This window comes from Streptomyces sp. NPDC127038 (assembly GCF_042725875.1).
Classification (GTDB): Bacteria; Actinomycetota; Actinomycetes; order Streptomycetales; family Streptomycetaceae; genus Streptomyces.
This window is the reverse complement of the sequence record NZ_JBHXDQ010000098.1, coordinates 1-21,491: the sequence shown is the minus strand read 5'-3', so window position 1 is coordinate 21,491 and position 21,491 is coordinate 1. Positions and strand designations below refer to the sequence as shown.

General features: G+C 72.8%; 19 protein-coding genes. 9 read left to right on the top strand and 10 right to left on the bottom strand.

The features are described 5' to 3' along the window. Nucleotides 1-44 precede the first annotated feature (44 nt). Entirely contained in the window at nucleotides 45-3,002 is a 2,958-nt protein-coding gene (locus tag ACFWI4_RS38685; RefSeq protein ID WP_387206067.1) for a BTAD domain-containing putative transcriptional regulator, read from the bottom strand. A gap of 120 nt (nucleotides 3,003-3,122) precedes the next feature. Further along, a complete protein-coding gene (locus tag ACFWI4_RS38680; RefSeq protein WP_387206065.1) occupies nucleotides 3,123-3,602 on the bottom strand; it encodes a GNAT family N-acetyltransferase in 480 nt (159 codons plus the stop codon). A gap of 129 nt (nucleotides 3,603-3,731) precedes the next feature. Here ACFWI4_RS38680 and ACFWI4_RS38675 point away from each other — a divergent pair, with 129 nt between their 5' ends. Further along, a complete protein-coding gene (locus ACFWI4_RS38675; RefSeq protein ID WP_385395624.1) occupies nucleotides 3,732-4,385 on the top strand; it encodes a rhomboid-like protein in 654 nt (217 codons plus the stop codon). A gap of 9 nt (nucleotides 4,386-4,394) precedes the next feature. Further along, the gene (locus tag ACFWI4_RS38670; RefSeq protein WP_387206063.1) at nucleotides 4,395-5,801 is read left to right on the top strand and encodes an NAD(P)/FAD-dependent oxidoreductase; all 1,407 of its coding nucleotides are present in this window, start codon (nucleotides 4,395-4,397) and stop codon (nucleotides 5,799-5,801) included. 31 nt (nucleotides 5,802-5,832) lie between these two features. On the opposite strand, the gene ACFWI4_RS38665 is transcribed toward ACFWI4_RS38670, so the two are convergent. Continuing rightward, a complete protein-coding gene (locus tag ACFWI4_RS38665; protein ID WP_387206061.1) occupies nucleotides 5,833-7,332 on the bottom strand; it encodes an MFS transporter in 1,500 nt (499 codons plus the stop codon). A gap of 102 nt (nucleotides 7,333-7,434) precedes the next feature. Further along, on the bottom strand, nucleotides 7,435-8,415 hold the full coding sequence (locus ACFWI4_RS38660; protein ID WP_387206059.1) for a zinc-binding dehydrogenase: 981 nt from the start codon (nucleotides 8,413-8,415) through the stop codon (nucleotides 7,435-7,437). A 123-nt stretch (nucleotides 8,416-8,538) separates the two neighbouring features. Between ACFWI4_RS38660 and ACFWI4_RS38655 the strand changes: the two genes are divergently transcribed. Next, nucleotides 8,539-9,261 (top strand): pentapeptide repeat-containing protein, encoded by a 723-nt coding sequence (locus ACFWI4_RS38655; protein ID WP_387206057.1) that lies wholly within the window; start codon nucleotides 8,539-8,541, stop codon nucleotides 9,259-9,261. Nucleotides 9,262-9,356: 95 nt separating this feature from the next. On the opposite strand, the gene ACFWI4_RS38650 is transcribed toward ACFWI4_RS38655, so the two are convergent. After that, complete coding sequence (locus ACFWI4_RS38650; RefSeq protein ID WP_385394991.1) at nucleotides 9,357-9,857, bottom strand: hypothetical protein; 501 nt, start codon at nucleotides 9,855-9,857, stop codon at nucleotides 9,357-9,359. A 52-nt stretch (nucleotides 9,858-9,909) separates the two neighbouring features. Between ACFWI4_RS38650 and ACFWI4_RS38645 the strand changes: the two genes are divergently transcribed. Next, nucleotides 9,910-11,319: a M1 family metallopeptidase gene (locus ACFWI4_RS38645; protein ID WP_387206055.1), complete on the top strand. Its 1,410-nt coding sequence runs from the start codon at nucleotides 9,910-9,912 to the stop codon at nucleotides 11,317-11,319. Nucleotides 11,320-11,391: 72 nt separating this feature from the next. Here ACFWI4_RS38645 and ACFWI4_RS38640 read toward each other — a convergent pair whose 3' ends face one another. Next, entirely contained in the window at nucleotides 11,392-11,967 is a 576-nt protein-coding gene (locus ACFWI4_RS38640) for a TerD family protein (protein WP_385394998.1), read from the bottom strand. A gap of 192 nt (nucleotides 11,968-12,159) precedes the next feature. Between ACFWI4_RS38640 and arfB the strand changes: the two genes are divergently transcribed. Then, on the top strand, nucleotides 12,160-12,588 hold the full coding sequence (gene arfB, locus ACFWI4_RS38635) for an alternative ribosome rescue aminoacyl-tRNA hydrolase ArfB (RefSeq protein ID WP_385395000.1): 429 nt from the start codon (nucleotides 12,160-12,162) through the stop codon (nucleotides 12,586-12,588). A 32-nt stretch (nucleotides 12,589-12,620) separates the two neighbouring features. Here the strand turns inward: arfB and ACFWI4_RS38630 are convergent, their stop codons facing one another. After that, complete coding sequence (locus tag ACFWI4_RS38630) at nucleotides 12,621-13,184, bottom strand: flavin reductase family protein (protein WP_387206053.1); 564 nt, start codon at nucleotides 13,182-13,184, stop codon at nucleotides 12,621-12,623. Between the two features lie 434 nt (nucleotides 13,185-13,618). Between ACFWI4_RS38630 and cdgB the strand changes: the two genes are divergently transcribed. Together cdgB and ACFWI4_RS38620 are read left to right on the top strand one after the other, a co-directional pair. Then, on the top strand, nucleotides 13,619-15,316 hold the full coding sequence (gene cdgB, locus ACFWI4_RS38625) for a diguanylate cyclase CdgB (protein WP_385395003.1): 1,698 nt from the start codon (nucleotides 13,619-13,621) through the stop codon (nucleotides 15,314-15,316). 117 nt (nucleotides 15,317-15,433) lie between these two features. Further along, the gene (locus ACFWI4_RS38620; RefSeq protein WP_387206050.1) at nucleotides 15,434-16,405 is read left to right on the top strand and encodes a CBM35 domain-containing protein; all 972 of its coding nucleotides are present in this window, start codon (nucleotides 15,434-15,436) and stop codon (nucleotides 16,403-16,405) included. Nucleotides 16,406-16,462: 57 nt separating this feature from the next. Here the strand turns inward: ACFWI4_RS38620 and ACFWI4_RS38615 are convergent, their stop codons facing one another. The 3 genes from ACFWI4_RS38615 to ACFWI4_RS38605 all read right to left on the bottom strand — a co-directional run bounded on the left by ACFWI4_RS38615 (nucleotide 16,463) and on the right by ACFWI4_RS38605 (nucleotide 19,723). Further along, nucleotides 16,463-17,392 carry a 1-phosphofructokinase family hexose kinase gene (locus ACFWI4_RS38615; protein WP_387206048.1) on the bottom strand — a complete coding sequence of 310 codons (930 nt, stop codon included), beginning with the start codon at nucleotides 17,390-17,392 and terminating at the stop codon, nucleotides 16,463-16,465. A 143-nt stretch (nucleotides 17,393-17,535) separates the two neighbouring features. After that, on the bottom strand, nucleotides 17,536-18,720 hold the full coding sequence (gene nagA, locus ACFWI4_RS38610; RefSeq protein WP_385395012.1) for an N-acetylglucosamine-6-phosphate deacetylase: 1,185 nt from the start codon (nucleotides 18,718-18,720) through the stop codon (nucleotides 17,536-17,538). 7 nt (nucleotides 18,721-18,727) lie between these two features. After that, entirely contained in the window at nucleotides 18,728-19,723 is a 996-nt protein-coding gene (locus tag ACFWI4_RS38605; protein WP_387206046.1) for an ROK family protein, read from the bottom strand. A gap of 85 nt (nucleotides 19,724-19,808) precedes the next feature. Here ACFWI4_RS38605 and ACFWI4_RS38600 point away from each other — a divergent pair, with 85 nt between their 5' ends. Both ACFWI4_RS38600 and otsB read left to right on the top strand, forming a co-directional pair. After that, nucleotides 19,809-20,036 (top strand): DUF3263 domain-containing protein, encoded by a 228-nt coding sequence (locus tag ACFWI4_RS38600; RefSeq protein ID WP_339130095.1) that lies wholly within the window; start codon nucleotides 19,809-19,811, stop codon nucleotides 20,034-20,036. A gap of 185 nt (nucleotides 20,037-20,221) precedes the next feature. After that, entirely contained in the window at nucleotides 20,222-21,076 is an 855-nt protein-coding gene (gene otsB, locus ACFWI4_RS38595) for a trehalose-phosphatase (RefSeq protein ID WP_387206044.1), read from the top strand. The last annotated feature ends 415 nt before the right edge of the window (nucleotides 21,077-21,491 follow it).

The window sequence follows — 21,491 nt, the reverse complement described above, 5'->3', positions numbered from 1 at the left end:
GGCGGCCCGACGCGGCACCCGCGGGTACGGCACGTGACCTGATGTCAGGCGGGCCCCGGCCGCGCCGGGCCGTCCCCCGCGGGCTCGGCCGCGTTCAGATCGCGCAGGGTCTCCCGCAGATCCGCGGCCTCGGGGTGGGCGTTCTCCTCCAGGAGGGCCAGCGCCGCGCGGAAGGCGCCGATCGCCGCCTCGCGGTCCCCGGCGGCGAGCCGGGAGTCGGCTATGTGCCGCAGGGTGTCCGCCTCCAGATAGTGGTCGCCGACCTCGCGGTACAGCGCCAGCGCCCGCTCGAAGCGCTCGACGGCGGCCTCGTACTGGCCCAGCTGGTGGTGGGCGTAGCCGACGCTGTCCTGCGCCGCGGCCTCGCCGATCGGATCGCCCGTCTCCTGGTGCAGGGCGACGGCCTTCTCGCAGTGCTCCATCGCCTTGTCGTGCTCGCCGAGCAGGATGTACGTCCAGCCGACCTCGTTCAGGACGACGGCCTCGCTGCTGACGTTGCCCTCGGCCCGGTACAGCTCCCGGGCTCGGGTGTAGTGGTCGAGCGAGACGGTGAACCGGCCCTCGCCGTTGGCCTGGTAGGCGAGACAGCGCCGGGTGCGGGCCTCGCCGGGCCCGTCGCCCTCGGCCCGGAACAGCTCCAGCGCGCGGCCGAGGTCCCGCTGCGCCTCGGCGGAGTGAGCGAAGCGGGTGTGGAAGAAGCCCAGGCCGCGCAGGGCGTGCGCCTCGCCGGTCCGGTCGCCGACGGCCCGCGCGGCCCGCAGCGCGGCGCTATTGATCTCCATCAGGTCGTGCCAGAAGCCGAGCCGGTCGAAGTAGAGGTCGAGGCCGGCGGCGGTGCGCCAGGCGTGGTGCTCGTAGCCGTGGGCGGCGCCGTGCTCGACGACCGCCCGCAGGACGTGCCGTTCGGTGCGCAGCCACCGCATGGCCTGTCTGCGTCCGGTGAACCGGACGGTGCCGCCGTCCGTTGTGCTCGGCGGCAGGGAAAGGGTCTCGCGCAGCGGGTTGATGATGGCGGAGGCGTGGTGGGTGGTGTGCAGATAGTGGTCGTGCATGCGGCGCAGCGCCTCCTCGCGCCGCTCCGCGCTGTCCTCGGTGTCGGCCAGTTCGCGGGCGTAGGCGCGCAGCAGGTCGTGGAAGGCGAAGCGTCCCGGCGCGTGTTCGCCGAGCAGGCTGGCGCCGGTGAGTTCGGCGAGCAGGGCGCGTACCGGGCGGACGGGTGCCGCGGCCAGGGCAGCGGCCGAGGCCGTGCCGATGTCGGGTCCCGGGTGGAGGGACAGCCGGCGGAACAGTTCCGCGGCGGCGGGCGGCAGCGCGTGGTACGACCAGGAGAAGACGGCGCGCGCGTCGGTGTGGGCGTCGCCGCCGGCGAAGGCGTCCAGGCTGCCGTGGGTCTCGCGGAGTTCCTCCACGACGTCCGCGAGCCGGAAGCCGGGGTGGTGGGCGGCCCGTGCAGCCACGATGGCGAGGGCCAGCGGCAGCCGGGCGCAGAGTCCGACGATGGCCTCGACGGCCTCCGGTTCGGCCTCCACGCGGGCCGCGCCGAGGCGGCGGGTGAGCATCGCGCGGGCCTCGTCCGCGGTGAGCGGGCCGAGGGTGAGCGGGTGGGCGCCGTGCCCGGCCACGAGTCCGGTCAGCCGGCTGCGGCTGGTGACGATCACGAGACAGCCAGGGGTGCCGGGCAGCAGCGGCCGTACCTGGGCGCTGTCGCGGGCGTTGTCCAGCACGATCAGGACGCGTCGGCGGGCCAGGACGCTGCGGTAGAGGGCGGCCTGCGCGTCGAGTCCCTCGGGGACGGCCTGCGGTGCCACGCCGAGGGCGACGAGGAAGGTCTCCAGTGCCTCGGAGGGGTCCATGACGGAGCCGCCCCGGTCGTAGCCGCGCAGGTTCACGTAGAGGCTGCCGTCGGGGAAGCGGTGGGCGACCCGGTGCGCCCAGTGCACGGCCAGGGTGGTCTTTCCCGCTCCCGCCATGCCGTTGATGAGCCCGATGACGGCCGTCTCCGGGTGTCCTTCGCCGGGCAGCAGCGCGTCCACCTGGCCGAGTTCGGTGTCCCGTCCGGTGAACAGGGGCAGGTCGGCCGGGAGTTGGGAGGGGTGTACGTCACCTCCGGCGCGCGGCGGATCGTCCCGGCCCCGGTCGTCCGCCGGTCCGTCGTCCGGGCCGTCCCCGGGGTCCGCGGTATCGGTGTCCGCGGCGGGGACGGGAACGGGGGGCGGCGACAGGTCGGAGTCCCCGGCCAGCAGCCGGGCGTGGGCGGTGCGCAGGGAGGGTCCGGGTTCGATGCCGAGTTCGTCCACCAGCGTGCGGCGGGTGCTCGCGTAGACCTCCAGGGCCTCGGCCTGCCGGCCGCAGCGGTACAGGGCCACCAGCAGCAGTTCGCAGACGGCCTCGCGCAGCGGCTGGGCGGCGCGCAGTGCCACCAGTTCGGGCAGCACCGCCTCGTGGCGTCCGAGTTCGAGTTCGACGCGGAGCCGGTACTCAAGGGCGGTCAGCCGCCGCTCGGCCAGGCGGGTCCGCTCGGCCTCGGCGAACGGCCCGGGGACGCCGGCGAGGGGGGTGCCGTGCCAGTCGGCGAGGGTGGTGTCAAGGAGCCGGGCGGCGCCGCGGCTGTCGCCCCGGGCGCGACGGCGTTCGGCCCGCGCCAGGTTCTCCTCGAACTCGCCGAGGTCGCTGGTGATCTCCTCGGTCCGCAGGGCGTAGCCGTCGCCGATGGAGACCAGGAGCCGGGGCGGGGCGCCGGGGGCCCGGCCGGACTCCAGCAGCTTGCGCAGCCGTGACACATAGGTGCGCAGCACGGGGACGGCCCCGGCCGGCGGGTCGTGCCCCCAGAGGCCGTCGACGAGTTCGCCGACGCCGGCCGGGCGCCCGCGGCGCAGCAGCAGGACCGCGAGCACGGCCCGTTGCTGCGGCGGGCCGAGGGGGATTTCGCTCTCGCCCCGCCAGGCGCGCAGCGGACCGAGTAAGGAGAAGCGGAGAAGTCCCGCACCATCAGTGACGTCCACGGCACCAGAGAGTAGCGAGAGCCGTTACGAACACTCGGTCGATTCGGCCATTTCACAGGGGCGTGTCGTGTACGCGGCGGAACGTCCCCGTGGCCGGCGCCGCGTTCCGGTGGCCGGGCGTCAGGCGCGCCCGCCGAGGGCCTCCAGCGCCCCGTCCGTCAGCCGGTACACCGTCCACTCGTCCTGCGGGCGCGCGCCGAGCGACTCGTAGAAGCCGATCGAGGGCCGGTTCCAGTTCAGGACGGACCACTCCAGACGCTGGTAGCCGCGCTCGACGCAGATCCGCGCGAGCTCGGCGAGCAGGGCCCGGCCGTGGCCGCCGCCGCGTGAGGCGGGGCGTACGTACAGGTCCTCCAGATAGATGCCGTGGACACCGCGCCAGGTGGAGAAGTTCAGGAACCACAGCGAGAAGCCGACCGATTCGCCGGTGGTGTCGTCCTCGGCGATGTGCGCGTACGCGGCCGGATCCGGTCCGAACAGCGCCTCTCGCAGCTGCTCGGGCGTGGCCCGTGCCTCCTCCGGGGCCTTCTCGTACGCGGCGAGTTCACGGACCAGGGCGTGGATGACGGGGACGTCTTCGGGCGTCGCGACACGGATCATGGGCCGAGCGTAGGGCCTGTCCGGTGACGCCGGTCCGCCCGCTCGCGCACCTGAGGCCCGCTCGACAGGGGCGGCTCATCCGGAATGTCGGTCACATACGGGACACTGCTGGCATGGGTGAAGCAGGCCATGCGGGGTGAGCGGTTCTTCCACAGGGTGTGGACGTACGTGCGCGGCGCGCCGGGCACGTACGTCTGGCTGGCGATTCTCTTCATCACCACCGTGGCCCTGCACCACATGTCCCCGGATTTCGAAGAGGACTTCCTGCGGCAGCGCTCGACCAACCTCCACGAGCTGTCGAACAACCCGGTGCGAGTGCTGTTCGCGAGCGCGATGTGGATCGACGGCGGGCGCTGGGTGCCGTACGCCGTCCTCTACACCGTGTTCCAGGCGCCGGCCGAACGCTGGCTGGGAACCGCCCGCTGGCTCGCCGTCAACGTGGTGGCGCACGTCGTGTCGACGCTGGTCAGCGAGGGGGCGCTGCTCTGGGCGATCCAGCACGGCGTGGCACCGCACTCCGCGGTCGACACCCTCGACGTGGGGGTGAGCTACGCGCTGGCGGGGGTGGTCGGCGTGCTCACCTACCGGATCGCGCCGCCCTGGAGGTACGCGTATCTCGTGGTCCTCGCGGGGGTGTACGGGATTCCCCTCGTGACCGGGCGGACCTTCACCGATCTCGGGCATTTCACCTCGGTCCTCCTCGGTCTGGCCTGTTATCCGTTGACCAGAGGGCGCGGAAAAGCATGGAATCCGAAGGAGACAGTCGCAGCTCACCGGGGTTAACGTCCCGGCATGAGCAGCTCGGTGAGCAAGGTCGTGAACGGTGGCGTCTCCTTCTGGTACGCGGACGACGGTCTGCCCGCGCCCCGGGAGCCGCTGTCCGGCGACGCGACCGCGGACGTCGTGGTGGTCGGCGGCGGCTACACCGGACTGTGGACCGCGTACTACCTGAAGAAGGCGGCCCCCTCCCTGCGGGTCACCGTCCTGGAGCAGAAGTTCTGCGGCTACGGGGCCTCGGGGCGCAACGGCGGCTGGCTCTACAACGGCATCGCGGGCCGCGACCGGTACGCGCGGCTGCACGGCCAGGAGGCGGCCGTACGGCTCCAGCGGGCCATGAACGACACCGTGGACGAGGTCGTCCGGGCCGCCGCCGAGGAGGGCATCGAGGCCGACATCCACCAGGGCGGCGTCCTGGAGGTGGCGTACACGCCCGCCCAGCTCGCGCGGCTGAAGGCGTTCCACGAGCACGAGCTGTCGTTCGGCGAGAAGGACCGCGAGCTGTACGGCGCCGAGGAGACCGCCGCACGGATCCGGGTCGCGGCCGCGCTGGGCTCGGCCTGGACCCCGCACGGGGCCCGGCTGCACCCGGTGAAGCTGGTCAAGGGCCTCGCCGCCGCCGTCGAGGCGCTCGGCGTCACCATCTATGAACAGACGCCGGTCACCGAGATCCGCCCGCGGCAGGCCGTGACCCCGTACGGCACCGTCCGCGCCCCCTACGTCCTGCGCTGCACCGAGGGCTTCACCGCGAACCTCAAGGGCCAGAAGCGGACCTGGCTGCCGATGAACTCCTCCATGATCGCGACGGAGCCGCTGACCGAGGGCCAGTGGGCCGAGATCGGCTGGGAGGGCCGCGAGACGCTCGGCGACATGGCCCACGCCTACATGTACGCCCAGCGCACCGCCGACGGCCGGATCGCGCTCGGCGGCCGCGGGGTCCCGTACCGCTTCGGCTCGCGCACCGACAACGACGGCCGCACCCAGGACGCCACCGTCGACGCCCTGTACGAGATCCTCGTCCGGTTCTTCCCGTCGCTGGCCGGCGTCCGCGTGGCCCACGCCTGGTCGGGTGTGCTCGGGGTCCCGCGCGACTGGTGCGCCACCGTCACCCTGGACCGCTCGACCGGTCTCGGCTGGGCCGGCGGCTACGTCGGCTCGGGCGTCGCCACCGCCAACCTCGCCGCCCGCACCCTGCGCGACCTCGTGCGCCAGGACTCAGGGGAGGCGGGCGCGACCGGGCTGACCGAGCTGCCCTGGGTCGGCCACAAGGTCCGCAAGTGGGAGCCGGAGCCCTTCCGCTGGATCGGCGTCCACGGCATGTACGCGACCTACCGCACGGCCGACCGCCGCGAACTGACCTCCCACGGCCCGGAGTCGTCCCGGCTGGCCCGGATCGCGGACCGGGTGGCCGGGCGCCACTGACCGCCCCGGGCGGGTAGCAGTGGTCCCGCGGTCAGCCCACCGACTCCGGGACCGCCGCCCCCGACGCCACGTGCTTGGGGGCCTTGGCCGTGACCATGAGCCCCGCGACCAGGCCTGCCAGCAGCATGAAGCCGGTGGCCCACCAGATGGCCACGGTGTACCCGTGGACGATGCCCTCGCGGACGATCAGCGCCTTCTGCGCGGGGTTGCGCAGATGGGCGGTGATGTAGGCCGTGCTGGCGGTGGTGGCGATCGTGTTCAGCAGCGCCGTACCGATCGAACCGCCCACCTGCTGCGAGGTGTTGACCGTCGCGGACGTCACGCCCGCGTCCTGCGGGGCCACCCCGGCCGTCGCGGTGGCGAAGACCGGCATGAAGGTCAGGCCCATGCCGAGGCCCATCAGGATCAGACCCGGCAGCAGTTCGCCCGCGTAGTCGGACTCGACGGTGAGCCGCGTGAACATCGCCACGCCGCCGGCGGCGAGGAGCATGCCCGGCACCATCAGCTTGCGCGGCGCCACATGGGGCAGCAGCCGCGCCGAGATCTGCGTCGAACCGATGATGATCGCGACGGTCAGCGGCAGGAACGCCAGGCCCGTCTTCACCGGCGAGTACCCGAGGATGACCTGGAGGTAGTAGGTCATGAACAGGAACACGCCGAACATGCCGATGATGGCGAGCCCCATCGTCAGGAAGCAGCCGGCGCGGTTGCGGTCCTTGACGATGTGCAGCGGCAGCAGCGGACTCGGGGCCCTGTTCTGCCACCACACGAAGAGGGCCAGCAGCACGATCCCGCCCACGATCAGCCCCAGCACCAGCGCGTCCGACCAGCCGCGCGAGTTGGCCTCGCTGACCCCGTAGACGATCGCCACGAGCCCGCCGCAGCCCAGCACCGCGCCCGGCACGTCCAGCCGCACGTTCTTGTGGCCCGGCCGGTCGCGCAGCAGCCCGAACGCGCCGAAGACCGCGATGACCGCGATGGGGATGTTGACGTACAGACACCAGCGCCAGTTCAGATACTCCGTCAGCAGACCGCCCACGATGAAGCCGATCGCCGCGCCCGAGCCCGCCAGCGCGCCGTAGATGCCGAACGCCTTGCCGCGTTCCTTGGGATCGGTGAACGTCGTGGTCAGCAGGGACAGCGCCGAGGGCGCGAGCAGCGCCGCGAAGGCACCCTGGAGGGCGCGGGCGCCGAACAGCATGCCGGAGGTGGTGGCCGCGCCGCCGAGTCCCGAGGCCAGCGCGAAGCCGATCAGTCCGATGATGAACGTGCGTTTGCGTCCGACGAGGTCGGCGACCCGCCCGCCGAGCAGCAGCAGCCCGCCGAAGGCCAGCGTGTAGGCCGTGATGACCCACTGCCGGTTGCCGTCGGACATGCCGAGGTCCCGCTGCGCGGAGGGGAGGGCGATGTTCACGATCGTCGCGTCCAGCACGACCATCAGCTGGGCGAGCGCGATGACCACCAGCGCCCACCAGCGATGGGGGTCGGGACCCACCGGCGCGTCCGGTTCACCTGTCCGGGTGACACTCATTGGCTCAGAACACCATGAATCGTCATGATCCGCATCTTTGAGCGATATCGCCTCGCGCGGTGCGGTGGCATCGCCCGCGCGGCGGATTCCGCCCGCCCGTGCTCAGGGTTCCAGCACCACCTTCCCCGTCGTCGCCCTGCTCTCCAGGGCCCGGTGCGCCGCGGCCGCCTCGGCGAGGGGGAAGCGGGTCACGGCCGGGACCAGCCGCCCGGCGGCGGCCTCCGCCAGGGCCCGCAGCTCCAGGGTCCGTACGGGGTCCGGGCCGCCGGCCCGGCGCATCATCACCGGGCCCAGCACCTGCTCGGACACCCCCTCCACGAGGTATGGGGAGCCGCCCGGCAGACCCGCGCCCGACCAGCCGAAGACGAGATGCCGGCCGCCGGGGCCGAGCAGCGCGACGGCCTCCCGGGCCACGTCGCCGCCGACACCGTCGAGCACGAGGGTCGCGGCCCGTCCGCCGAGGTGCGCGCGGACCTTGCCGGGCCAGCCGGGATCGGTGTAGTCGACGGCCGGGTCGGCGCCGTTCGCGCGGGCCCTCGCCACCTTCTCCGGGCCGCCCGCGAGGCCCACCACGGTCGCGCCCGCGTGGCGCGCGTACTGCACGAGCAGCGTGCCGATCCCGCCCGCGGCCGCGGGCACCACGACCACGGAGGAGGGGCCGAACTCGGCGAACTGCACGATCCCCATGACCGTACGGCCCGTCCCGATCATCGCGACGGCCTGGGCGAAGTCGAGGTTCCCGGGGATGTCGTGGAGGCGCTCGACGTCCGTGACGGCCAGTTCGGCGTACCCGCCGGGGGCGAAACCCAGGTGGGCGACGACCCGTCGGCCGAGCCAGAGCCCGGCGACGCCCTCGCCGAGGGACTCGACGGTTCCGGCGACCTCGCGGCCGGGCACGGTGGGCAGGACGGGCGCGGGGGCCGGGCCGCCCCGCATGCCCTCGCGCAGCGCGGTGTCCAGGAGATGGACGCCCGCGGCGGCCACGGCGATCCGGACCTGGCCCGGCCCGGGTTCGGGGTCCTCGGTCCGCTCGTGGACGAGATTCCCGGCGGGACCGAAGGCGTGCAGACGGATCGCGTACATCGGGGGCTCCTCGGGCTGCGGGATCTGCGGGGTCGCGTCACCAGGCTTCAACCTCAAGCCCGCTTGAGGTCAAGGCGGTCCCGGAAGGCGCCGGTTGTCGGTGGGGGCGGGCAGGATGGGGGCATGGCGAGGAGAGTGGCGGGCGGGCGCGGCGGTACGGGTGCGAAGGCGCAGGGGGCGGGGCCGAAGGCGGCACGGCGGCCGGAGCTGCGGCTGCCCCCGCTGGAGCCGTACGAGGGCGGCGGGCTGGAGCCGGACGGGGACTACGACGGGCTGGAGTTCCGGGAGGCGGACCTGGCCGGGCAGGACGGCGGGGGAGCCCGCTTCATGGACTGCGCGCTGACCGGCTGCGCGCTGGACGAGACCCGGCTGCACCACGCGCGCGTGCTGGACTCGGTCCTCACGGGCATCCGGGGGGTCGGCACCGATCTCGCGGAGTCGACGCTGCGCGACGTCGAGCTGGTGGACGCCCGCATGGGCGGGGTGCAGCTGCACGGCTCCGTCCTGGAGCGGGTGGTCGTGCGCGGCGGGAAGATCGACTATCTGAACCTGCGCAAGGCGCGGCTCAAGGACGTGGTCTTCGAGAACTGTGTCCTGGTCGAGCCGGACTTCGGGGGCGCACGTCTGGAGCGGGTGGAGTTCGTCGACTGCGTCCTGAGGGGAGCGGACCTCACCGAGGCCACCCTGGTGGACGTGGACCTGCGCGCGGCGGCCGAACTGGACATCGCGCGCGGGGTGGAGCGGCTCGCGGGCGCGGTCATCAGCACCCACCAGCTCCTGGACCTCGCCCCGGTGCTCGCGGCGGCGCTCGGCGTACGGGTGGACGGCGGTCCGGAGCGGACCTGAGCCCCGCCGGCCGCGGTCACCGCCCGGCGGGCACCCGCCCCCGGGCGGTCGCGCGCCCCGGCGGCCACCGACCCGGTCACCGCCCGGGACGGGCCCTAGGAGACCCGGGGGAAGCGGGCCTGGAGCGTCCAGATCGCCGGGTTCTCGGCCAGGTCCTCGTGCAGGTCGGTGAGGTCCGCGAGCAGGTCGTGCAGGAAGTCGCGGGCCTCGCGGCGGAGCTCGGTGTGGGAGACGGTCAGCGGCTCCTCGTCGCTCCGCATCCAGTCGGCCTCGATGTCCACCCAGCCGAAGCGGCGTTCGAAGAGCATGCGGTCGGTCGACTCGGTGAAGTCCAGCTCCGCCTGCTGGGGCCGCGAGGCCCGGCTGCCGAGCGGGTCGCGGTCGAGCTGCTCGACGATGTCGCACAGCGCCCACGCGAAGTCGAGCACCGGCACCCAGCCCCAGCCCGTGGACACCTCATCGTCCGTCTTGGTGTCGGCGAGGTACACGTCACCGCAGAACAGGTCGTGCCGCAGCGCGTGGACGTCCGCGCGCCGGTAGTCGGTCTGCGGCGGGTCGGGGAAGCGGTTGGAGAGGGCGTAACCGATGTCGAGCACGAGGTGATGGTGTCACGCCCCGGGCGCCCCACGGCGGCCTAGGATCGCTGATGTGCCCCGATCCTCCGTCGCCGCCCCCTTTGCCCTGGCTCTCGCCCTCGTCGCCGGCCTCACCGCCTGCGGCGGGGAGGCCGTGCACGGGAAGCCCGGCACGGCGGGTGTCGGCGACCCCTACTTCCCGAAGATGGGCAACGGCGGGTACGACGTCACGCACTACGGGCTCACCCTCTCCTACGACCCCGGGCACAAGCGCCTGACGGGAACGGCCGAGATCACCGCGCGGGCCCTCCAGGACCTCAGCGCCTTCCACCTCGACCTGCTGGGGCTGCGGGTCTCCGACGTCGAGGTCGAGGGCCGCGGCGCCGGCTGGAGCCGGGCGGGCCAGGAGCTGACCGTGCGCCCGCGGCACGACCTCGACCGGGGCGAGACGTTCACCACGAAGGTCCGCTACTCCGGGGTTCCCCGCACGATCACGGACGCCGACGCCTCCAAGGAGGGCTGGCTGCGCACGGCCGACGGCGCCCTCGGTCTCGGCGAGCCCACGGGGTCGATGGCCTGGTTCCCCGGCGACCACCACCCCTCCGACAAGGCCTCGTACGACATCACGATCACCGTCCCGAAGGGCCTCCAGGCCGTCTCCAACGGCGAGTTGACGAGCGAGTCGACCAAGGACGGCAGGACGACCTACGCCTGGCACACCGCCGAACCGATGGCGAGCTATGTGGCGACCCTCGCGATCGGGCACTACGACATCACCCGCTCGAAGGCGGGGAACGGACTGCCGGTCTACGTGGCCGTCGACCCGGAACAGAAGCGGGCGAGCGAGAAGGTGCTGGGACGGATCCCCGGGATCATGGACTGGGAGGAGTACAACTTCGGTCCGTACCCCTTCTCCTCCACCGGGGCGATCGTGGACCGCCCCGACGACGTGGGCTACGCCCTGGAGACCCAGACGCGCCCCGTCTTCCCCGGCGCCCCCGACACCGTGACCCTGGTCCACGAACTGGCGCACCAGTGGTTCGGCGACTCGGTCACCCCGAGGTCCTGGCGGGACATGTGGCTCAACGAGGGCTTCGCGACCTACGCGGAGTGGCTGTGGCAGGAGGACCACGGCGGCGACTCCGCCCAGAAGATCTTCGACTCCCTCTACAAGGGCGACTACTACGAACCGGTCGACAGCGGCGAGATCTGGGCCTTCCCGCCCGCGAACCCGCCCGGCCCGGCGCAGATCTCCGACCCGCCCGTCTACTACCGCGGCGCGATGGTCCTCCAGAAGATCCGTCAACTCGTGGGCGACGACACCTTCTACGACATCGTCCAGGGCTGGGCGGCCGCCCATCGGCACGCGAACGCGGACACCGCCGAGTTCACCGCGTACGTCGAGAAGGCCGCGCCCGGCAAGGACTTCAGCGGGATCTGGAAGGACTGGCTGTACGGGAAGGGCAAGCCGGCCCACCCGTGAACCGCGCACGAGAGGAGCCCCCGGTGAACCGGAGTCCGGGGGCTCTTCTCGTCAGGTGCGTGTGCCGGACGGTCAGACGTTGACGCCGAAGTCCTGCGCGATGCCGACCAGGCCCGAGGCGTAGCCCTGGCCGACGGCGCGGAACTTCCACTCGGCGCCGTTGCGGTAGAGCTCGCCGAAGACCATGGCGGTCTCGGTGGCCGCGTCCTCGGAGAGGTCGTAGCGGGCGATCTCGGTGCCGCCGGCCTGGTTCACGATGCGGATGTACGCGTTGCGGACCTGGCCGAAGTTCTGCGAGCGGTTCTCCGCGTCGTAGATCGAGACCGGGAAGACGATCTTGTCGATGTCGGCCGGGAGACCCGCCAGGTTGACGTTGATCGCCTCGTCGTCGCCGGCGCCCTCACCCGTGGTGTTGTCACCGGTGTGGACGATCGTGTTGTCCGGCGTCTGCTTGTTGTTGAAGAAGACGAAGTGGGCGTCCGAGTAGACCTTGCCCTGGGTGTTGACCGCGATGGCCGAGGCGTCGAGGTCGAAGTCGGTGCCCGTGGTGGTGCGGACATCCCAGCCGAGGCCCACGGTGACGGCGGTCAGGCCCGGTGCCTCCTTGGTGAGCGAGACGTTGCCACCCTTGGACAGGCTTACAGCCATTGTTGGGAGTCCCTTCCCTCGTGACGTACGGGCTTCGTACTGGGGACGAAGCTACCGTCACCCCTATGAACGCCAAGGGGGGTACCCGAGGTTCCGTCTGTCTTTACCATTTTTACCCGGACTCCCCCCTTCGCCCCGGCCGACCCCGAAAAAGGGGTGACGCGGACCGGCCGCGCGGGCGACCATGAACGCATGTCCGGTCCCTATGTCATCCGCGGCTCCGTCTCCCTGCCCGAGGCCGAGCTCATGTGGCGTTTCTCGCGCTCCGGCGGGCCGGGCGGGCAGCACGTGAACACCAGCGACACGCAGGTGGAGCTCCGCTTCGACCTGGCCGCCACCGAGGCGCTGCCGCCCGTCTGGAAGGAGCGCGCCCTCGCCAAGCTGGAGGGCCGTCTCGTCGACGGGGTCGTCAGCGTGCGCGCCTCCGAGCACCGCTCCCAGTGGCGCAACCGCGAGACGGCGGCCGTGCGCCTCGCCTCCCTGCTCGCCGAGGCCACCGCGCCGCCGCCCCGACCGCGCCGCGCCACCCGCATCCCGCGGGGCATCAACGAACGCAGGCTGCGCGAGAAGAAGGCCCGCTCCGAGACCAAGAGGGGCCGCACGGGCCGCGACTGGGGCTAGGACCCGCGTCCGGGTCCCCGGGCCCCGCCGTCTCAGCCCAGCTGGCGGTAGCGGCCCTTGAAGTACGTCAGCGGGCCGCCGTCCGCGCTCGGCACCCGGGCCGTCAGGACGCGGCCGACGACGAGGGTGTGGTCGCCCGCGGCGATCCGCTGCTCGGTGCTGCACTCCAGGGTGGCCAGCGCGCCGCCCATCAGGAGCGCCCCGGAGGCCTCCCCGCGGACGTAGGGGATGTCCTCGAAGAGGAGCCGGTCGCTGATGCGGCCCTTCATGGAGAAGCGGCCGGCGATGTGGCGCTGGCTCTCCGCGAGCACGGAGACCCCCCACAGCGGCTGCTCGTCGAGCAGGTCGTCCATCCGGGACCCCTCGCGCAGGCTGACCAGGACGAGCGGCGGCTCCAGCGAGACGGACATGAACGCGGTCGCGGTCATGCCGACGTCCTCCCCGCGCGGCCCGTCGGGGGCCAGCGCGGGCTCGTGCGCGGTCACCAGGACCACGCCCGCGGCCAGCCGGGTCATGGCGGCGCGGAACTCGTCGTTGCTCACCCCCTCAGCATGCACGGACGCGGGGACGGGGAGAGCGGGGGAAGTCGTGAGCACGCCGAAACGCTAGTCTCCGCACCGAGTGCGCCGCATCGGACCTCGGGCCGATCCGGGACCTAGGTCCGGGGACGGAGAAGGGCCGCGGTGGCCTTACTCTCATTCCTACTCGTACGACGGGTCACGGGCGTGCACAGGTTCTGCACGGCCGGTCGACAACGCATTCTGCAAACGCACAATGAAATGCAGAAACTCCACTCAATTGCTCAGGTTACGCTGTGACTTGAGTCACAGGAGCCATATTTTGTTGACCCTGTGTACCGAGTGGGGAGCGCGCTGTGATTCAGTGGCTGAGGCGTTACGGGGGGAAGCTACCAAGCAGTACGGCGTGAAGGGGTTCCAGGGGGAGCGCCGGACAGTCAGCACGGAACCGAAGAGCACCCAGAACGCCGAGGGAACCCTGGAGTTGCTGCGAGGTCTCGAGGGGAGGGCGAATGGAGACCGAGTCGGAGCCCTACGTCCGTCTTGCGACCCTGCGGCAGCTGCATCAGGTGATGGCGGACATGAACACCGCCCGCAGCCTGGCGGACACGCTGCAGACCGTCGCGGACGGCGTGGTCACCGGGCTCGGCTACGAGCTGGCCTGCGTCAACCTCGTACGCCCCGACGGCGACCTCGTCGTCGCCGCCCTCGCCGGGAACTCCGCCGCCGAGGCCCTCATCACCGGCCGCGTCGGCTCCCGCGCCTCCTGGGAGCGCCGGCTCACCATGGGCGAGTCCTGGGGCGACCTGCGGTTCATACCGCACACCGAGGGCTGGGTCCTCGACGAGGACGACGTGCCCCAGTGGTACACCGACGGCCCCGCGCCCCGCTTCGAGGACGAGTGGCACCCCTCCGACCGGCTCTTCGCCCCGATGTACACCCCGAGCGTCTCGGGGGGCGGCGGAGGCCACGGCGAGCTGATCGGCGTCCTGTCGGTCGACCGGCCGCGCAACGGCCGCAGGCCGGGCGCCTGGGGCCGTGAAGCCCTCCAGATGTACGCCTTCCAGGGCGCCATCGCGATCAGCAACGCCCGTCTACGCGCGAATATGCAGCGCGCCCTGGTCCGCCTGGAGCGCGAGCAGCAGGCCCTGCGCGCCAGCGAGGAGTCCTTCCGCCAGGCCTTCGAGTACGCCCCCTCCGGCATGGCGATCGCCGAGATGGGCGGCGACCAGCACGGCCGCATCCTGCGCACCAACGACGCCCTGTGCCGGCTCCTGGGCCGGCCCGCCTCCGCGATGCGCCGCTACTCCTTCTCCGACCTCGTGCACCCCGAGGACATCGGCACCCTGCTGCGGACCTCCGCCGAGGGCGGCCGGGCCGAGCTGCGGCTCGGGCGCCGCGACGGCACCTACGTCTGGGTGCACCTGCGCAACTCGGTCGTCGCGGACGCCGCCGACGGCCCGCGCTTCCTGCTCACCCACGTCGAGGACATAGAGGACCGCAAGCGCCGTGAGCTCCAGCTCGCGCACCGCGCCTCGCACGACGCCCTCACCGGTCTGCCCAACTCCGCCGAGCTGCGCTCCCGGCTCGGTGCCCGGCTGTGCCGGCGCCCGCAGTCGCTGCCGCCGGGCGCGGTCGCCTCGCTGGACGCGGCGTACGGGCACGCGGACCTCGCCGGCGAGTTCGACGACGGCCACCCGGCCTACGACGGGAACGGGCACGGCTTCGACTTCCGGGCCGGCGCGGAGGCGTTCGAGGCCTTCGACCACCACGTGCACACCGTGGCCCCCGAGGGCGAGACCGACGACGGGACCAAGGGGCTCGCGGTCCTGTTCTGCGACCTCGACGGCTTCAAGTCGATCAACGACCGGTTCGGGCACAACGCGGGTGACGAGGTTCTCATCGAGGTCGCCCGCCGTCTCACCCACGGGGTCCGCGACGGCGACACGGTCGCCCGGCTCGGCGGCGACGAGTTCGTGGTGCTCGCCGACGGGCTCGGCCGGGCGGACGCGCAGGACCTCGCCGTACGCCTGCGGAACGCGATCATCCCTCCCATCAGGGTCGACGGTCGGGCCGTCCGCGTGGGCGCCAGTTTCGGCATCGGATGGGCCCACTGCGGGATGACGGCGGACGAGGTGTTGAAATCCGCTGACGAACGGATGTATGTCGAGAAACGTTCTCGTCCCAAACAGCATCGGCGCGCCGGGTAAGACGCAGGTCAGTGCGTCCATGCGGTGAAGGACCCCCGTTTGGCCGAGCGAAACCGGGTAGGCTCGCCATTCATTCGTGTACCGCATCAGAACCGCACCCGCTGAGGAGACCAAGGGATGACGCCCGGCAACAACGGCGCGAGCACGCCCGAGGAGGACGACCCGTTCGGCTATCTGTACGCCGACGGTCAGGCCAACGGAGCCACGCCGCCCTCTGGAGGCGGTGGCTACGGCTACCCGGGCTCGGTCAACCGGGTGCGGGCGGTCGGCGAGCGCAAGTACGGCCAGCAGACCGCTCAGGGCACCTACGGCCAGCAGGCCACCACCGCCCCGTACGGCCAGGTGCCGCAGCAGGGCGGCTACGGCCAGTCGAACGCCCACTACGGAGCCCCCGAGACCGTTCCCGGCGGCGCGCAGACCGCGCGGACGCCGATGCCCGGTCACGGTGACGGCGGCGGGCGCGGACGCGGCCCCAACACCAAGGGTCTCCTCATCGGCGCGGTCGCCGTGGTCGCGGCCGTCGTGATCGGCATCAGCGTCGCCATGCTGGGCGGCGGGGACGACGGCAAGAAGGGCGACCAGGCGGGCCCCACCGCCTCGACCTCCCAGAGCGCGGCCCCCACCGACTCGGAGACCAAGGCCTCCGACGCCAGCGTGAAACTCCCCACGATCGACGCGAAGACCCTGCGCCTGGACGGCGGGGCCACTCCGGCCTCGGACGTGAAGGGCGCGAAGGCCGACGGCGGCTTCTACGTGAACGGCTTCAACCAGGTCGGAGCCTCGCTCACCTGGACCGTGAACGGCATCCCCAAGGCCGGCAAGTACAGCGTCTACATCGGCTACAGCGTTCCCGGCAAGGACCAGACCGCCACCCTCACGGTCAACGGCACGGCCTCCGACACGCCTGTCGGTCTGAAGAACTGGGCCGGCGCTCCTGGCGGCGACTACGAGAAGGGCTGGACGAAGACCTACAACTGGGTCCAGCTCAACAAGGGCACGAACACCATCAAGCTCTCCTGCGAGCAGGGCAACCAGTGCGACGCCCTCATCGACCAGATGTGGCTGGTGAAGGGCTGGGTCAACTCCTGACCCCCGAGACGATCTTCCGGCCCGGATGTGCCCGGGCCGGAGACGTCCTCGTCGGGTTCACGCAGCGGTGGCCTCGGTGGTGACCGTGACTCGGGTCAGCAGGTTCTCGTACAGTGCGCGGTCGAACTCGCCCGCCACGGGTGCGGCCACCGTCGCCGCCGACAGGGCGACGGCGCGGGTGAGCCGGGCCGGCCAGTCCAGGTTCTCCACCAGCCCCGACAGCAGGCCCGCGACGGCGGAGTCGCCCGCGCCCGTGGGGTTGCCGTGGGTCCGCACCGGCGGGGTCGCCCGCCAGTGGCCCTCGGGTGTGTGGGCCAGCAGTCCGTTCGCGCCGAGGGAGGCGACCACCGTGTGGGCGCCGCGACGGCGGGCGTTGCGGGTGGCCTGCAACGGCTCGTGGGAACCGGTGAGTTCGGCCAGTTCCTCGGCGTTCGGCTTGACGACGTCCGGGCGGGCGGCGACCCCCCGGCGCAGCGGCTCGCCGCTGGTGTCCAGCAGGACCGGTACGGCCAACGCGCGTGCCGTGCGTACGAGTTGGGCGTAGGCGCCGACCGGGACGCCCGGGGGCAGGCTGCCGCACAGGGCCACCGCCGAGGCGGAGCGCAGCAGATGCTCGTACGTCTCCTGGAAGGCGGCCCACTCGGCGGGGGTGATCGCCGGACCCGGTTCGTTGAGCTGGGTCGTGTCACCGGTCGTCGTGTCGACCACGGCTATCGTGCGGCGCGTCGGCCCCTCCACCGGGACGAGCGCGTCCACGACCCCGGCCGACTCGGCCAGCCGGTCCCGCACGACGCGGCCGGTCGCACCGCCGGAGAAGCCGGTGACCGTCACCTCGTGACCGAGCGCGGCCAGCACGCGTCCCACGTTCAGGCCTTTGCCGCCCGGCCGTTCGCTCACCTCGCTCACCCGGTGCGTGCTGTGCGGGCGCAGGGCCCGTACCCGGTAGGTGATGTCGAGAGCGGTGTTCAGCGTGACCGTGAGGATCACCTGCGACGACCTCCCCCGAAGAGTTCTGCGACCTGGGCGCCGGTCGGACGCCCGCCGGTGGTTCCGGAGGCTCGATCATGCCAAACACAACGGCGGTCGGCCCAGTCCCCCGGGCCAACCGCCGTAAGCAACAATGGTGTGAATCACCCCAGTTGGGGATCGACCACCCATTCTCCGCCGCGCATCACGCCCTTGAGCGCGAAGTCGGCGTCGAGGACCACGAGGTCCGCGTCCTTGCCCGGCTCCAGCGAGCCCACCCGGTCGTAGCGGCCCAGCAGGCGCGCGGGGTTGACGGAGAGGGCCGCCACGACGTCCTCGACCGGCAGCCGGTCGACCGTCACGGCACGCTGGAAGGCGCGGTCCAGGGTCAGCGTGGAGCCGGCGATCGAACCGCCCTCCACCAGCCGGGCGACACCGTCGGCGACCTCGACCTCCAGCGGTCCGAGCATGTAGCGGCCGTCGCCGAAGCCCGCCGCGTCCATCGCGTCGGTGATGAACGCGACCCGGCCGGGACCCGCGTGGTGGAAGGCCAGTTCCAGCGAGGCGGGGTGCAGATGCGTGCCGTCGTTGATCAGCTCGACGGTGATCCGCTCGTCCTCCAGGAGGGCGGCGATGGGACCCGGCGTCCGGTGCCCGAGCGCGGGCATCGCGTTGAACAGGTGCGTGGCCACGGTGGCGCCCGCGTCGATGGCCGCCTTCGTCTGCTCGTACGTGGCGTCGGTGTGCCCGATCGCGGCGATCACCCCGTGCTCGGCGAGCAGTCGTACGGAGTCGAGGCCGCCCGGCAGTTCGGGGGCGAGCGTGACCATGCTGGCCCGGCCGCGGGCCGCGTCGAGGAGCTTGCGGACGTCGGCCGGGTCCGGGTCGCGCAGCAGTTCCTCGGAGTGGGCGCCCTTGCGGCACGGCGAGATGAACGGGCCCTCGAAGTGGACGCCCGCGATGTCACCCTGCTCGGCGAGTTCGGAGAGCATCCCGGCGCGCTCGGCGAGGCCGTGCATGTCGCCGGTGACGGTCGAGGCGACGACGGTCGTGGTGCCGTGCAGCCGGTGGGTGTGGATGCCCCGCAGGACGTCCTCGGCGCTTCCCGAGGTGAAGGACGCCCCGCCGCCGCCGTGGTTGTGGATGTCGACGAAGCCGGGGACCACCCAGTGGCCGGACAGGTCGGTCACCGGCGTGTCCGCGGGGATCGGGGCCGGGGCCGCGTCCGGCCGCGCGCCGGCGGCCTCCGTGCCGGCGATCCGCCGACCGTCGATGATCACGCGGCCGTCGTTCACGATCCCGGTGGGCAGTACCACCCGGGCGCCGGCGAGAACCTTGCTAGGGGCCATCGGGTGGTTACCTCCGGGGAGTCGTGGGAGTGGTGTTCAGGAGGTCCCGGGCGAGGAGCCCGGCACCGAGGCATCCGGCGGTGTCCCCGAGGGCGGCGGGGACGATGGACGGCAGCTTCTGGAACGTGACCCGGCGTTCGACCGCGGTCCGCAGCGGTGTGAACAAGGTTTCCCCCGCCTCGGCGAGCCCGCCACCGATGATCAGCGTGCGCGGGTCCAGGAGGGTGAGCGCGGTGACCAGGCCGTCGGCGAGCGCGTCGACCGCCTCCTGCCAGACGGCCAGCGCCCTCGGGTCGCCCGACTCGACGGCCTTGGCGCAGTCCGCCGCGTCCGCCGCGGGGTCGCCCGAGGCCTCGGCCCAGGCCTGGCTGACGGCCGCCGCCGAGGCGAACCGCTCAAGACAGCCGCGCTGCCCGCACGGACACGGGGACCCGCCGGGCCGTACGACGATGTGGCCGATCTCGCCGGCGAAGCCGTGCGCGCCCTCCTCGACGCCGCCGTTGATGCCGATGGCGCCCGCGATGCCGGTGCCCAGCGGGACGAACAGGAAGCGGTCGGCTCCCTGGCCGGCGCCGATCCGGCCCTCCGCGAGGCCGCCGGTGCGCACGTCGTGCCCGAGCGCCACCGGTACGCCGCCGAGCCGCTCGCCGAGCAGCCGGCGCAGCGGGACGTCGCGCCAGCCGAGGTTGGCCGCGTAGACCGCGACGCCGTTCTGCGTGTCCACGATGCCGGGGACGGCGACGCCCGCTGCCAGCGCGCTCTCGCCGAAGTGCTCCTCGCCGTGGGCGCGCAGTTCGGCGGCGAAGTCGAGGATCTCCTCGACGACGGCGTCGGGCCCGCGCTCGCGGCCGGTCGCGCGGCGGGCCTGGTGCAGCAGCGCGGGGTGCCCGGGGGCCTGCGGGCGCTGCGCGCCGGGGCGGTCCGGGGAAGGCTCGTTGTCCACCCCGACGAGGGCGGCCTTCATCCCGGTGCCGCCCACATCGAGGGCGATGACGTGTCTCACGGGGGACAGTGTCGCCCTTTACCCCTGGAAAGGTCTAGTCCACTCGCGGGAGTGCTTGTCGGTGCCGGGGACTACCGTGCTGTCCATGGAAGAACTGCCCGCGCGCGAACGGAGCATTCTCGCGCTGGAGCGCCGCGGCTTCCCGGGCCCCGGCGCCAAGGAGCGCGCCATACGCGAACAGCTGGGCCTGGCCCCGGTCCGCTACTACCAGCTGCTCAACGCCCTCCTGAACGACCCGCGCGCCCTGGCGCACGACCCGGTCACGGTGAACAGACTCCGCCGCGTACGGGAGGCCCGCCGGGGGGAGAGGTGAAGTTTCAGCCCCTCCGGCGTTTGAGGAGCGGGGGTCCGGGGGCGGAGCCCCCGTATGGGACGGGTAGGGGCGGAGGGGGCGAGAGAACGTCTTGGTGGGGCGGGATCCGGGCGTTCCGGGTGGCGGGGCGCTCGGCCGGGCGTGAGTCGGGGGTGCGTCCGGCGTCGCACGGATAGGGTCGTGCCATGGGCAGCCACCCCGAATCCAAGGACTCCTTGCCGGCTCCGGTGACCCCCGCCGGACGCGACGCTCTGGAAGCGATCCTCACCCACCCCGCCCGGACGGTCGTCGCACTCGACTTCGACGGCACCCTCGCCCCCATCGTCCCCGACCCCGACCGCGCCCGCGCGCACCCCGACGCGGTCCCCGCGCTCGCCGCGCTCGCCCCCAAGGTCGCCTCCGTCGCCGTCGTCACCGGCCGCCCGGCCGGAGTGGCCGTGCGCCACGGCGGCTTCGCGGGCGTTCCCGGCCTGGAGCACCTGGTCGTCCTCGGCCATTACGGCGCCGAGCGCTGGGACGCCGTGAGCGGCACCGTCACCGCCCCCGCCCCGCACCCCGGCGTGGCCGCCGTCCGCGCCGAGCTGCCCGGGTTCCTCGACGGGATCGGCGCCTGGCAGGGCACCTGGATCGAGGAGAAGGGCCGGGCGGTCGCCGTGCACACGCGGCGCGCCGCCGATCCTCAGGCCGCGTTCGAGGCGTTGCGGGAGCCGCTCGGTGAGCTTGCCGCGCGGCACGGGCTGATCGTCGAGCCGGGGCGCATGGTGCTGGAGCTTCGGCCGCCGGGCATGGACAAGGGGGTCGCGCTGATGGAGTACGTGCGGGAGGTCGGGGCCGAGGCCGTTCTGTACGCGGGGGACGACCTGGGTGATCTGCCCGCCTTCGCCGCCGTCGACAAGCTTCGCTCCGACGGGGTTCCGGGGCTTCTGGTGTGCAGCGGCAGCTCCGAGGTGGCCGAACTCGCCGAGCGGGCCGACCTGGTGGTCGACGGGCCCGCCGGTGTCGTCCGCCTCCTCGCCGCCCTCGCGGCCCAACTCGCCTGACCCGGGGGCTCTTTGACCGGCGGGGGCCGGGGCGAGGACAGACGTTTCCTCGCCCCCTCCGCCCCTACCCGACCCGTACCCGGGGGCGCCGCCCCCCGGACCCCCGCTCCTCAAACGCCGGAGGGGCTGAATGTCCCCCGGAACCCAAAGGGCGGGCCGGGGAAGGGCCACCCCCGGGGCTCCGCCCCGGACCCCGCTCCTCAATCGCCGGAGGGGCTGAATGTTCCCCCGGCCGGGGCTGAAAGGCACGCACCCAAGCCACGGCACTCCCGCAGTCGGCCGCGGGCCGTCGGGGCCGGGCCGGTACATCGATGGCCGTCGCCACCTACGGTCACACCTCACCCAACGGCGACGGCCTGATGCACCGGCACGGCCCCGACCCACCCACCCACCGGATCCGGAACCGCGACCGCCG

Coding starts and splice junctions, on each gene's coding strand:
- ACFWI4_RS38660 (WP_387206059.1), bottom strand. CDS start 8,415: ATGTACGCGATCCGTCTGCACGCCTTCGGTCCCGCCGGGAATCTCGTC.
- ACFWI4_RS38620 (WP_387206050.1), top strand. CDS start 15,434: ATGACGCCCGGCAACAACGGCGCGAGCACGCCCGAGGAGGACGACCCG.
- ACFWI4_RS38600 (WP_339130095.1), top strand. CDS start 19,809: ATGGAAGAACTGCCCGCGCGCGAACGGAGCATTCTCGCGCTGGAGCGC.
- arfB (WP_385395000.1), top strand. CDS start 12,160: ATGTCCGGTCCCTATGTCATCCGCGGCTCCGTCTCCCTGCCCGAGGCC.
- ACFWI4_RS38675 (WP_385395624.1), top strand. CDS start 3,732: ATGCGGGGTGAGCGGTTCTTCCACAGGGTGTGGACGTACGTGCGCGGC.
- ACFWI4_RS38680 (WP_387206065.1), bottom strand. CDS start 3,602: ATGATCCGTGTCGCGACGCCCGAAGACGTCCCCGTCATCCACGCCCTG.
- cdgB (WP_385395003.1), top strand. CDS start 13,619: ATGGAGACCGAGTCGGAGCCCTACGTCCGTCTTGCGACCCTGCGGCAG.
- nagA (WP_385395012.1), bottom strand. CDS start 18,720: ATGGCCCCTAGCAAGGTTCTCGCCGGCGCCCGGGTGGTACTGCCCACC.
- ACFWI4_RS38670 (WP_387206063.1), top strand. CDS start 4,395: ATGAGCAGCTCGGTGAGCAAGGTCGTGAACGGTGGCGTCTCCTTCTGG.
- ACFWI4_RS38655 (WP_387206057.1), top strand. CDS start 8,539: ATGGCGAGGAGAGTGGCGGGCGGGCGCGGCGGTACGGGTGCGAAGGCG.
- ACFWI4_RS38640 (WP_385394998.1), bottom strand. CDS start 11,967: ATGGCTGTAAGCCTGTCCAAGGGTGGCAACGTCTCGCTCACCAAGGAG.
- ACFWI4_RS38665 (WP_387206061.1), bottom strand. CDS start 7,332: ATGAGTGTCACCCGGACAGGTGAACCGGACGCGCCGGTGGGTCCCGAC.
- otsB (WP_387206044.1), top strand. CDS start 20,222: ATGGGCAGCCACCCCGAATCCAAGGACTCCTTGCCGGCTCCGGTGACC.